10 protein-coding genes and 1 other RNA gene are annotated in these 13,212 nt (G+C 33.1%); 2 read left to right on the top strand and 9 right to left on the bottom strand.

Translation table 11 applies throughout. The features are described 5' to 3' along the window. Window positions 1-4: 4 nt before the first annotated feature. From V5J73_RS06640 to nagB, 6 genes are all read right to left on the bottom strand, one after another. Window positions 5-337, bottom strand: coding sequence for a ribonuclease Z (locus V5J73_RS06640; protein WP_338648436.1), 333 nt, complete (start codon window positions 335-337; stop codon window positions 5-7). 70 nt (window positions 338-407) lie between these two features. Next, a complete protein-coding gene (locus tag V5J73_RS06635) occupies window positions 408-1,334 on the bottom strand; it encodes an aspartate carbamoyltransferase catalytic subunit (protein ID WP_099715638.1) in 927 nt (308 codons plus the stop codon). 52 nt (window positions 1,335-1,386) lie between these two features. Continuing rightward, the gene (gene pyrR / locus V5J73_RS06630) at window positions 1,387-1,926 is read right to left on the bottom strand and encodes a bifunctional pyr operon transcriptional regulator/uracil phosphoribosyltransferase PyrR (protein ID WP_338648434.1); all 540 of its coding nucleotides are present in this window, start codon (window positions 1,924-1,926) and stop codon (window positions 1,387-1,389) included. A gap of 476 nt (window positions 1,927-2,402) precedes the next feature. Beyond that, window positions 2,403-4,022: an ABC-F family ATP-binding cassette domain-containing protein gene (locus V5J73_RS06625; RefSeq protein ID WP_338648432.1), complete on the bottom strand. Its 1,620-nt coding sequence runs from the start codon at window positions 4,020-4,022 to the stop codon at window positions 2,403-2,405. Window positions 4,023-4,193: 171 nt separating this feature from the next. Then, on the bottom strand, window positions 4,194-6,236 hold the full coding sequence (locus tag V5J73_RS06620; protein ID WP_338648430.1) for a beta-N-acetylhexosaminidase: 2,043 nt from the start codon (window positions 6,234-6,236) through the stop codon (window positions 4,194-4,196). A 30-nt stretch (window positions 6,237-6,266) separates the two neighbouring features. Further along, on the bottom strand, window positions 6,267-8,204 hold the full coding sequence (gene nagB / locus V5J73_RS06615; RefSeq protein WP_338648428.1) for a glucosamine-6-phosphate deaminase: 1,938 nt from the start codon (window positions 8,202-8,204) through the stop codon (window positions 6,267-6,269). A 465-nt stretch (window positions 8,205-8,669) separates the two neighbouring features. On the opposite strand from nagB, the gene V5J73_RS06610 reads away from it, so the two are divergent. Together V5J73_RS06610 and V5J73_RS06605 are read left to right on the top strand one after the other, a co-directional pair. Continuing rightward, complete coding sequence (locus V5J73_RS06610; protein ID WP_338648600.1) at window positions 8,670-9,356, top strand: LytR/AlgR family response regulator transcription factor; 687 nt, start codon at window positions 8,670-8,672, stop codon at window positions 9,354-9,356. A gap of 192 nt (window positions 9,357-9,548) precedes the next feature. Then, a complete protein-coding gene (locus tag V5J73_RS06605; RefSeq protein WP_338648427.1) occupies window positions 9,549-11,210 on the top strand; it encodes an MFS transporter in 1,662 nt (553 codons plus the stop codon). Window positions 11,211-11,325: 115 nt separating this feature from the next. Here V5J73_RS06605 and fsa read toward each other — a convergent pair whose 3' ends face one another. The 3 genes from fsa to ffs form a co-directional block, all read right to left on the bottom strand. Next, window positions 11,326-11,982, bottom strand: a complete 657-nt coding sequence (gene fsa / locus V5J73_RS06600) for a fructose-6-phosphate aldolase (protein WP_073353076.1) — start codon at window positions 11,980-11,982, stop codon at window positions 11,326-11,328. Between the two features lie 156 nt (window positions 11,983-12,138). After that, the gene (locus V5J73_RS06595; RefSeq protein ID WP_338648426.1) at window positions 12,139-12,942 is read right to left on the bottom strand and encodes an SDR family oxidoreductase; all 804 of its coding nucleotides are present in this window, start codon (window positions 12,940-12,942) and stop codon (window positions 12,139-12,141) included. 113 nt (window positions 12,943-13,055) lie between these two features. Further along, an RNA gene (gene ffs / locus V5J73_RS06590) (signal recognition particle sRNA small type) lies at window positions 13,056-13,153 on the bottom strand. Window positions 13,154-13,212: the final 59 nt, after the last annotated feature.

Raw genomic sequence — 13,212 nt, 5'->3', positions numbered from 1 at the left:
ATTTTTAAAAGCCTAAATCTCTTTCAATCTCTTCCATTTCAATAATATCATGTGCTTCTAATAAAGAAGGAACAACGGTTAATTTTTCAGGAACCGCATTATAATCAAAATCAGAAGTAACTATAACAAATGATTTTTTAGCTTTTTTATGAACTTTTGATAAAGGCATAAATAATTTCATATTATCCGCTGGTAAATCTTTATACAACAAAAGATCTATTATTAAATTATGCTTTTCAAATGTTTTATATTGATGGGTAACCTTCATTAAAAAAGAGGTAAAATCACCTTGTGTATCTCTAATGCTAATTGTGTGTCCTTTTTGATCTACTTTCATCTTTTTAATTTCTAAGTCTACTCTAGGTAGAGAATTTATAAACAGCTAATTTACAAAGTTTTATATTAAATTACTGAATTTTTGATGCCAAAAGATAAATTACGGCCATTCTAATTGCAACACCATTTTCGACTTGGTTTAAAATCACAGATTGTTGTGAATCAGCCACCTCACTGGTAATTTCGACACCACGATTAATTGGTCCCGGATGCATAATTATGATTTCTTTATTTAGAGAATCCAAAATCGTTTTATCAACTCCATATTGTTGAGCGTATTCTCTTGTAGATGGAAAATAATTCACATCCATTCTTTCGTTTTGCACGCGTAACATATTTGCCACATCGCACCACTCAAGCGCTTTTATCAAGTTAGGCTCTACTGTAACACCAAGCGATTCAATGTATCTTGGAATTAACGTTTTTGGTCCGCAAACTTTTACTTCAGCTCCTTGCATTTGCAACGCATATATATTTGATAAGGCCACTCTGGAGTGCAAAACATCGCCTACAATAACTACTTTTTTACCGGCTACTTCTCCTAGTTTCTCTCTAATCGAATAACTGTCTAATAAAGCTTGTGTAGGATGCTCGTGGGCGCCATCACCTGCGTTCACGATGCTGGCTTTTACGTTTTTAGATAGGAAATAAGCTGCGCCAGGATTTGCATGTCGCATAACTACCATATCTACTTTCATCGAAAGTATATTATTTACGGTATCAATAAGAGTTTCTCCTTTTTTAACTGAAGATTGTGCTGCCGAAAAACTAATAACATCGGCAGATAAGCGTTTTTGTGCTAACTCAAAAGAGAGTTTTGTTCTAGTACTATTTTCGAAGAAAATATTGGCAATGGTAATATCTCGTAAGGAAGGTACTTTCTTAATTGGTCTATTGATAACTTCTTTAAAATGATCGGCAGTTTCAAAAATTAAGTCAATATCATTCTTATTGATGTATTTTATTCCTAATAAATGATTTACGCTTAATTCTTTCATTTCTTTTTACGATTATTAGTTTTTAATAGTTAGCCTTTTAAATCAATCAGTTCTAACTTGTAATTAAATAGACACCATCTTCACCTTCATTCTCTGCCCAACTCACTTTTACTTTTTCGTTATTTATCGCATCTACTTGTCTGCCTCTATAATCCGGCTGAATAGGTAAATTACGGCTAAAGCGTCTGTCAATCAAAACCAGAAGTTCAATTTCTGATGGTCTACCAAAAGATTGAATGGCTGTCAAGGCCGAACGAATACTTCTTCCTGTAAATAAAACATCATCAATGAAAATGACTTTTTTATTTTCAACGATAAAATTAATCTTGGTTTTATTTGCTTCTAAGGGCTTATCGGTTCTTCGAAAATCATCTCTGAAAAAGGTGATATCCAAATAACCTAATTGAATTTGAGGTGTTTGATATTCTTTTTCTAATATTTCTTTCAAACGTTCTGCTAAAAAAACGCCTCTTGGTTGAATCCCTACTAAAATAGTGTCTGAAAAATCTAAGTGTTTTTCAATTAATTGACAAGCCAAACGATGTAAGATAATAGTAACTTCTTTTGCAGTAAGTAATACTTTTTGACTCATTGTAAAGTGTGTTGTTTGGTTTTGCAAATATACGAATTCAAATGTATCATTTTATAAATAAAAATAGAGAAAATACTAATCTCAATATTTAAAAAAAATTAAAAATATTGGGTCGTCAATTTTAAAACAATAACTAAAAATTATGTAACAAATGAGCATCTTGATTTATTAATTTTATATTTCTAATTAAAGAAAAAAATCATGCAAAAAAAACTAACTAGATTGTTAATGCTTTTAGTAGTATTACTATCGTTTACAAGTTGTTCGATTATAGAGGGTATATTCAAGGCAGGAGTTGGCGTTGGTATTTTTATTGTGATTGCAATGCTAGCCATTCTTATTTTTATTATCAGTAAAATTTTTGGAAGAAGTAAGTAGAAAATTAATTCTCGTTTGGTGCTCTTTAGAAACTTAATTAAATCAAAAACTCTCGCAATTGCGAGAGTTTTTGATTCTTTATAGCTAAAATTAGTTTTTTAAACAGTATACATTTTCGTTCTTAATTCTTGTACTTTTTCATCATCAAGATAATCATCAAAGGTCATATAACGATCAATAGCACCATTTGGTGTCAATTCAATTACTCTATTAGCAACAGTTTGAGAAAATTCATGATCATGAGTGGTAAAGATAACAGAACCTTTGAAGTTTTTCAAAGAGTTATTAAAAGCTGTGATAGACTCTAAATCTAAGTGATTTGTAGGCTCGTCAAGCATTAAAACATTCGCTCTTTCCATCATCATTCGAGACAGCATACAACGCACTTTTTCTCCTCCTGATAAAACACGACACGTTTTCAAAGCTTCTTCCCCTGAGAAAATCATTTTGCCAAGGAAACTGCGAATGTTTACCTCATCGCGTTCTTCTTCGGTTTTTACCCATTGACGTAACCAATCTACAAGGGAATAATCACTCTCAAAAAACGAATGGTTTTCTACTGGTAAATAGGCTTGGTTTGTTGTAACTCCCCAATCATAAGTTCCTGAATCAGCTTTTTGATTTCCATTTAAAATTTCGTAGAAAGCAGTAGTTGCACGAGAATCTTTGGAGAAAAGAACGATTTTATCTCCTTTTGCCATATTCAAATCTACGCCTTTAAACAAAATATCACCATCTATTGAAGCACTTAGATTTTGTACATTCAAGATTTGATCTCCAGCTTCACGCTCTTGGTCAAAAATAATTGCTGGATAACGACGGCTTGATGGTTTTATCTCAGAAATATTCAATTTGCTAATCATTTTTTTACGAGAAGTAGCTTGTTTTGATTTGGCCACATTCGCACTGAAACGACGAATAAACTCTTCTAATTCTTGTTTCTTTTCTTCAGCTTTCTTATTTTGTTGTGCACGCTGTTTTGCTGCTAATTGGCTAGATTCATACCAAAAGGTATAATTACCCGAGTAATGATTTATTTTATTGTAATCAATATCAGAAATATGTGTACAAACTGAATCCAAAAAGTGTCTGTCGTGAGAAACAACAATTACGGTATTTTCATAGTTAGCCAAGAAATTTTCTAGCCAAGCAATAGTTTCAAAATCCAAATCATTGGTAGGCTCATCCATAATAAGTAAATCTGGATTTCCAAAAAGTGCTTGTGCCAAAAGGACACGAACTTTTGTTTTCCCCTCCAAATCTCCCATTAAAGTATAATGATGCTCCTCTGTAATTCCAAGGTTAGATAGCATCGATGCAGCGTCAGAATCAGCATTCCAACCGTTCATTTCTTCAAATTGAACTTGCAACTCTCCTATTCTATCCGCATTGGAATCATTGTAATCTAAGTACAAAGCATCCATTTCTTTTTTGATTGCATACAAGGTTTTATTACCCATCATCACGGTCTCAAGAACGGTACTTTCGTCAAACATGTTGTGGTTTTGGTTTAAAACCGACATCCGTTTTCCTGGTTCTAAATGAATATGTCCCGAAGTTGGGTCCATCTCGCCAGCTATTATTTTAAGAAAAGTAGATTTTCCAGCGCCATTGGCTCCGATAACTCCATAAATATTACCGTGTGTGAAGGTCGTATTTACTTCGTCAAACAAAATTCGTTTGCCAAACTGAACTGATAAATTATTTACTGTTAACATGAATGTTTATTTTATAAAATTTTTGCAAAAATACAAAAAAAATACCGATTTACTGAATTCCCAAAAAATCCGTTTTCAATGGTTTTAATTTATTGATTAAAGCCCTAATTCCATAAAAAATCCTGACACAAATTGTCAGGATTTTAGATAGCTCAATTCAAAAAACGAATACTATATTTTTGTTTTCTCTATTAATTTTTTCAAACTAACTAAAACGGCTAATTCAACATCAGCGGAGCTTCTAGCATTACATTTTTCTAATAAATCCGCCATTAATTTGGGATTTACTTTCTCATTTTTATCCATTATAAGCAAAAGCTGCTTCGATACATCACTCAAACTTTTAGACAAAGGTAAAAGTGGTTGAATTAAAGGAGCGTTAGTGCTTAAACTAATTAAATCTGCATCCATGGCAATCCATTTTCTATAAAAATTGCTAACTATCTTTTGGTTTTCTAAGCTTTTGTTTTCTAAATAATTATTTACCGCTATCTCAAAATCATACGCTTCAGAAGCATCTGCATTACAAGCATCAGCAAATAAAGTTAAAGGAGAATGCATGCGGTATTTCTTTCCGCCACCATTGCGTTTGTAATTTTTTAGAGGTTCACAAAGGTTTGAAAAATCATTTAATACTCGAGTATCTTGATTGTTACTTATGTTTCTCAAAATCACATCTTTATTTCTGATGTGCGTAATTCCTAGTTCTTCTAATCGAAATGAAATCGTTTTCAATCTTTTGCGCAAGCTTTTCATATCCTTCAACTCTTCATTAGACCATAATCGCTCAGCTATTGCGGCAGTTCTAGGCCAAATTCTAGAATCAATATTTAATGGTGTTACGAGTTCACTCCACATTGCAGCTTCACCCCCTAAAACTCGTGCTTTTTCTTCCGGGCTAAGAATGATTTTTTTAGGTAAAGGATCATTCAAATAATGACTTTCTATTCCCAGCATTAAATCAATATAATACCCATTGGACAAAACGGTATTGTATCCACTTTTTGCTGCTTTAATCAACGCTCCGCCGGCTTCTTGCCCTTCATTAGTTCCTCGCCAAGCATGAATTATGGCATCTTTAGACATATTTTCGGTCATAATTTCTTCCCAACCCATCAATTTTTTGTTGTGCTTTTTGAGCATTGGAATCAGCTTCATGTTAAAGTAGGTTTGTAAATCATGGTTGTTTACCAAATTATTATCCTGTTTAAATTTTTGAATAGCAGGATTTGCGTTCCATTCTTTTCCATTGTTCTCATCACCGCCGATATGGAAGTAATTACTTGGAAATAAAGGACATACTCCATCAAAAATAGAACTTAATATTTCATAGGTTTTAGGATTGGTAGGGTCTAAGGTCGCATTAAAAATCCCCGAATTCCTTTGCACTTCATAAGTCATTTTCCCCTCAACTACTTTACTACCTATTTCTGGATAGGCAGTCAACAATGCCGAAGCATGTCCAGGAACATCTATTTCGGGAATAACCAAAATTCCTCTTTCATCCGCATATTTTACTATGCTTTTGATTTCTTCTTGGGTATAAAAATTTCCATCAGAGGCTATTTCTGTTAATTTTGGATGATTTTTCAATTGAATTCTCCATCCTTGATCATCAGCTAAATGCCAATGAAAAACATTCATTTTCATAGAAGCCATAGCATCAAGGTTTCTTTTGATAACATCAACCGGCTGAAAATGCCGTGCCGCATCAATCATCAAGCCTCTCCATGTAAAACGAGGCGAATCTGATATTTCAACAGCCGGAAAGTAATACGAAGTACTGTTATTTTGTATCAACTGTAATAACGTTTCTAAGCCATGTAAAGCCCCTAGATCATTGGTGGCATTAATACTAATTTTATTCGAGGTAATTGTTAACTGGTAACTTTCGTCCTCATTGATTTCTATTTTTCCATTACGAACACAGTTGATTTGTAACTCGGCATCTGGACTTTTGTTAATTTGAGTAATAAAGTCTTGCTCTAAAAATAATCCAGTTCTACCATCCAAACGTCTTATAAAATTGGTTGCGCCTATAAAAATTCTAGGATTTGGATTTCCGGTAATATTTACTTTGAAATTTTTAGTTAAAACAAAAGTGCCTTCGGTCAAATTAATATTTTGTGGCCATGGCATCAAATCTAATTGCGTAGTTTGCATTTGAGCATTTGCAATTATACCAGTGAATAATAGAATTAAAATGTATTTCATATTTTTTTATACTTATTTAAAAAGTGATTTTTAATAGTCGAAACGCTTGAAAGCTTCGATAGCTTCGTACTCCGCTAAACCTAAATTATCATACAACTTTGCTGTATGTTTATTTCTATCTTCTGCTCTTACCCAAAATTCTCTGGTGTCGTTTCCTTGAAACATTACCCTATCTTTTTGGGATTGATGGTACAAAATAGCATGTCTTTTTAGTAAAACTTCGTCTGGACTTAATGGAACGGCCATATCTATTTCATGAATATCCCATTCATGCCAAGCTCCTCGATATAACCACAGCCAACAGTCATTCATGTACACCTCTGATTTCAGTTGCTTCATTGCAGCAAAAATAGCGTTCAGACAAACTTCATGCGTGCCATGAGGATCAGCAAGGTCTCCTGCGGCAAAAACTTGATGGGGCTTAATTTTTGCAATTATGTTTTTAACAATGGTAATGTCATCATTACCTATGGGATTTTTCTTTATCTGCCCCGTTTCATAAAAAGGCATATCTAAAAAATGAATATTCTCCTCTTTCAATCCGATGTATCTTGTTGCAGCATACGATTCACGGCGTCTAATAAGTCCCTTTAATTTTCTAACTTCCAGCGAATCTATTTGATTTTCTTTTTTATTATTTAAAAAATTGATAACGGTATCAAAATTAATACTACTTTCTCCAAGGCCTACAAAATCATTACAAACTTCAGCAAATTTTAAAGCTTCATCATCTGTAACCGCTATATTTCCAGACGTTTGATAAACAACGTGAACATCATGACCTTGTTTTATCAATTTTGAAAACGTTCCTCCCATAGAAATTACATCATCATCTGGATGCGGACTAAAAAGGATTACTCTTTTCTTAGCAGGATTAGCACGCTCCGGTCTGTAAGTATCATCTGTATTAGGTTTTCCTCCGGGCCAACCAGTTATGGTATGCTGCAACACATTAAACATATTAATATTTAAATCGTACGCAGAGCCTTCTAGAGCTAATAAATCAGACATCCCGTTGTTATTGTAATCCCTGTCGGTCAGTTTTAAAATAGATTGGTTTGTTTTTTGGCACAGCCAAACAATAGCTTTACTTTTTAATTCTTGTGTCCAAATACATTCTCCAACTAACCATGGAGTTTTAAATCGGGTTAATTCTGAAGCAGCAGATTGATCCAAAACAAAGGTTGTATTCGTATGATTTTGTAAAAAAGTAGCAGGAACTTCAGCGCTGATATCTCCTTGGATGGTTCTTTTTATAATTTCTGCTTTGTTTTGGCCCCAGGCCATTAATACAATTCTTTTGGATCTCAGAATCGTAGAAACACCCATAGTAATAGCTCTTTTAGGCACATTATCAATACCGTTAAAATCTGATGAAGCATCAACTCTAGTAATGTGATCCAAAGTAATTATACGCGTCCCTGAATTAATGTGTGAACCCGGTTCATTGAATCCAACGTGACCGGTACGACCAATTCCTAATAATTGAAAATCAAGCCCTCCTGCATTTTTTATTTTCATTTCATAATCAATACAATATTGATATAGCTCATCAATAGTTACAGTTCCATCTGGTATATTAATGTTTTCGGGTTTAATGTCAATATGATTAAAAAGATGTTCATGCATGAAGTAATGATAACTCTGATTGTTCTCTTTTGTCATTGGATAATATTCATCCAAATTAAAAGTGATTACGTTATTAAAACTTAGCCCATCTTCTTGATGCATCCGAACCAATTCTTCATATACTTTTATTGGAGAAGAACCTGTTGCTAAACCTAAAACACAAGGTTTACTTTCAAACTGTTTAGACCTAATTAATTGTGCAATTTCCTGAGCGACAATAACCGAGGCTTCTACTGAATTTTTAAAAATTTCGTTGTGAATTTTCTCAAATCTAGTTTCTTCAAATTGACCGGCACTTTTATAGCTTATATCTGATTTAATTTCTATAGTACTTTTCATTTTTATTTTATTAATTCGATTTACTTACTTTATAAAAACAATTGTTTCATTTGTAATGTATAAAATTAGCCAAAACGCTTTTTGCAAAAAAATAATTTATATCAACTGTAGTTTATTTTAAACCAACGACACAATTCTGTCAATAATGTGCTTTTAACAATACTAGTTATAATGTTCAAATGTCCATTTGGGATCTATATATTTTTGATATTTTTTACCTAAAAATTATAAAAACATACAAGCTTATTAATCATTATGCTGTAAATAATAGCAATCTAAAATAAAGATAGGTTTTAAAATTTCAGTTCAATCCCTACCGCGTACCGAAATACTAAATATTTTTGTACTTTCACTTGATTTTAAACAAAACGGAAATTGAACCAACCAATAAAAAATAATCCGAGTTAATTTTCAAGAACGAGTAGTAAAGTTGAATTTTTATATTATCACAAATACCGCTATTTAATAATGATTAAATGTGTTTTGATTGACAACGAACCATTAGCTTTAAAAACAATACAAAATTATATTAATAATTTTGCCAACTTTGAAATTACTGGTACATTCAACAATGCACTAGACGCTCTTACATTCATTAACAACAACACTATTGATGCTGTTTTTTTGGATATTAAAATGCCAATGATGACTGGTTTTGAATTAATTCGATTGATAGAATACAAAACAAAAATTATTATCACAACCGCCTTTAGAGAATTTGCAGCCGAAAGTTATGATTTAGACGTTTTAGACTATTTAATAAAACCAATACCCTTCCCCAGATTTATCAAATGCATTCATAAAATCGAAGCCGATTTCAATTTAAAAAACAATATTAAAATTGAATCACATATTTTTATCAAAGTTGATAAGAAAATGATCAAAATAATGATTGATGAGATTCTATTTATTGAAGGCATGAAAGAATATATAAAAGTAATAATACGTGACAAAACATATATTACGCACAAATCATTAACTTCTTTATCTGAAGAATTACCCGCTGACCGGTTCATACGAATTCATAAATCTTATACTATAGCAATAGATAAAGTAAAATCTATCGAAGGGAATCGAATACAAATCCTTTCATACACGTTGCCAATTGGACGAAACTATAGTAAAGATGTAAAAAATAAAATTTTAGAATAAATTCGGTTTCAATATTTTATTTGAAAAAGCAAAAATTTCGAAAAAAAAGCATCATTTTTTAACAAAAAGTGATTATTCTATAATTCTAACAATATTTATTCTAAATAATTTTTTTTTAATTTACTTAACAAATATATTTACGGTCTTGCAGTTATAAAAGTTATTAACTTAATCATTAACCCATTTCAAATTATGAATTCAGAACAAACAAAGTCTAACAATTCCGCACTTTATACGCTCATAACCGTATTTTTCTTTTGGGGTTTTATTGGAGCTTCAAACGGAATATTTATTCCATTTTGCAAAGCTAAATTTGGCTTAGACCAATTTCAAAGTCAACTAATCGATTTTGCTTTTTATGGTGCTTATTATATTGGAGCTTTATTGCTTTTTATTTTTAGTAGTATTGCCAAAAAAGATATTCTTAACGGTTGGGGATTCAAAAAAGGGATCATTTACGGATTATTAGTCAGCACATTTGGAGCTGTACTCATGATAATTGCAGTAACACAAGGAAGTTATTTGTTTATTCTAGGCGCATTATTTATTGTTGCACTTGGTTTTTCACTTCAACAAACATCAGCACAACCTTTTGCAGCGTCTCTTGGTGAACCACATTCAGCTTCAAGCAGATTGAATCTTGCAGGAGGTATTAATTCATTGGGAACCACAATAGGACCAATAGTTGTTTCTATAGCCTTATTTGGTGTTATTGCAGGTGTAAATATTGAAGAATTTGCTCAAAAACCAGATTCATTAGATTCAATGAGAATCCTTTATGTATTTGTAGGTGGACTCTTTTTATTGGCGGCAGCGTTATTCCATTTTTCTAAAAAACTACCATCTGGAAAAAGTGATTCTACTTTTGAAACAGCGAATAAAGCAATGAAAACCTTAATTGTTATCACTGTAGTTTTGGTTGCTATTTTTGCTTACATCTTTTCTCGTTATGAGGAACCTGAATTTATCACTCGTTTTATAGAGAATAAAGAAAAAGATTATTTAGGACTAGCCTTAACAGTTTCTACACTTTTGGTTGTAGTTATTGGATTATTCTTTGCAAATACAACTGCTCAAAAAAATCCTGAAGGATGGGGAGCCATGAAATACCCACAATTAGTTTTGGGAATGTTAGCCCTTTTCGCTTATGTAGGTGTCGAAGTAACTATAGGAAGTAACCTTGGCGAATTATTGGTAACGGCTGACTTTGGTTCAATTTCAGGTCCAGCTTTAGCGCCTTACATGTCTATGTATTGGGGAAGTTTAATGATTGGACGTTGGGCAGGAGCCATTACGGTTTTTAACCCATCATCACAACTAAAGAAAATTTTACTTATCGTTGTTCCTTATATTGCATTTGGAGTAGTTTTAGCGGCTAATGCTATTTCGGGACAAGATGTAACACCTTTATACGCTTATGCTTTTGTAATTTTGTTCCAAATCGCTGGTTTCTTTTTAGGAAAAGACCAACCGTCAAGAACCTTAATGATTTTTGGTTTAATGGGAATGACAGCAATGCTTATTGGATTATTTACTACCGGAACGATTGCAATTTTTGCCTTTATGAGCGGTGGTTTATTCTTAAGTATCATGTGGCCGTCTATTTTCTCATTAGCAATTGCTGGTTTAGGAAAATACACATCTCAAGGTTCTGCCTTCTTGGTAATGATGATTTTGGGTGGTGGTATTATCCCGCCATTACAAGGAAAATTAGCTGATATCATCGGAATTCATACTTCTTACTTCATTCCTGTTTTATGTTTCGCTTTCATCGCATTCTATGGTTGGAAAGTAATCGGAATTTTAGAAAAACAAGGAATCGGAAAAGAAATAGAAGTTGGTGGAGGGCACTAATTTCAACACAAACTAACCAAAACCAAACCAACAAAAAAACTCCCATTTTGATTATCAAAATGGGAGTTTTTATTTATTCCGAAATCTCAAATAAAAAATCGGTAATCTTAAAAATCTATTTATTTCCTTTCTCGAAATCAGCAACAAACTGTGCCAATCCAATATCAGTCAATGGGTGTTTCAATAAGCCATAAATAGCTGATAATGGTCCAGTCATAACATCAGCACCAATTTTTGCACAGTTTACAATATGCATCGTGTGACGCACTGAAGCAGCAAGAATTTGAGTTTCATAACCGTAGTTATCATAAATCAATCTGATTTCTTCAATCAAAGCCAAACCGTCTGTAGATACATCATCTAAACGACCAATGAACGGAGAAACATAAGTAGCTCCCGCTTTTGCAGCCAATAAAGCCTGACCAGCAGAGAATACTAAAGTTACATTCGTTTTAATTCCTTTATCCGAAAAGTATTTAGCAGCCATAACACCTTCTTTAGTCATAGGCAATTTTACCACGATTTGCTCATGTAAATCCGCTAATTCTTCGCCTTCTTTAATCATTCCGTCGTAATCCAAAGCATTTACTTCGGCACTAACATCTCCATCAACTAAATTACAAATGTCAACATAATGTTTCAAAATGCTGTTTTTACCTGTAATTCCTTCTTTAGCCATCAATGATGGATTAGTTGTAACACCATCCAAAACGCCTAATGCTTGTGCTTCCTTAATTTGAGCTAAATTAGCCGTGTCAATAAAAAACTTCATAATATACCTATTTAATTGTGTGTTTATAATTATTTGGGCGTGACCCTCCGTGAAAAACTTTGGGTCAGGCTCTACGCTACAATTTTTTACTTTTTAAAGGAAAAAGTAAAAGAATTTCCACTTCGATCCTTCACGCTCATAAAATCCGGTGCAAAATTACAATTTAAAATGGTTCATAAGCATCTTTTCATATACTTTATCGGGTAAAATTCGCTTCAAAACAATCGAGAACTTTTGCATAAAAGCGCCTACTTTATAATGAATATTTGGACTTGGATTTAGGATAATTCCATAGACCGCTTCGGCCATTTCATTAGGATTACCTCCGCTATCTACATGTTCATCCATCATCTTTAAAGTATTTCCGTATGGAATTTCATAAGCAGAACCGTCTACAACTGGAGCGTGATAGCGCCCCGAAGCAATATTCGTAGCAAAATCACCAGGTGCTACGTTAGTAATATCAACTCCAAAAGATTTCACTTCCATACGCAATGCTTCGGTTATAAGTTCGAGCGCACCTTTAGAAGCAGAATAAACACTTCGATACGGCAATCCCATATAACCAGCAATAGAAGTAATATTGATAATTAGTCCAGATTGTTGTGCACGCATTTGTGGTAACACTGCTTGCATCACTTCAATTGGACCAAAAAAATTAGTGTCAAAATTATTCTTAATCTCCTGCATAGGAGTTTCTTCCAAAGGTCCAGTGATTCCTACACCAGCGTTATTAATAACAACATCTAATCTTCCGGAAATCGAAATCACTTTGGCAACAGCCGCATGAATCGAATCCGCATCCCGAACATCTAAAGTAACCAATGGAAAAACCGAATTCAAAACTCGCTCTGGATTTCTGCTGGTTCCATAAACAACAAAACCTTTTTGATGCAAAAAAGCACCAATAGATTTCCCTATTCCCGAAGAACCTCCTGTAATTAAAACTACTTTACTCATAACTATCGCTGTATTTTGTACGAAAGGTCCAAAAATAAAAAAATCCTCCCGAAGGAAGACTACTTATTGGTATGAATTTCGAAAAGAATCTAAAAGATGTTCAGATTTAAAAAAAATGGCAAGCGACCTACATCGCACCGCTCAACCACGTACCCTTGCTATGTTCCCATCCTGGGGGAGTCTGCAGGAGCTGGTCGTGTAGGACTTGCCGGTGCAAATATACAATCTTTTTATATTTGTGCAAGCCCTTTGTGCTCTTAAAATAACATT

The sequence above is a fragment of the Flavobacterium sp. KS-LB2 genome (genome assembly GCF_036895565.1).
Taxonomy (GTDB): domain Bacteria; phylum Bacteroidota; class Bacteroidia; order Flavobacteriales; family Flavobacteriaceae; genus Flavobacterium.
Note: the sequence above shows the minus strand (reverse complement) of the source record. Positions and strands in the feature narration are given on the sequence as shown.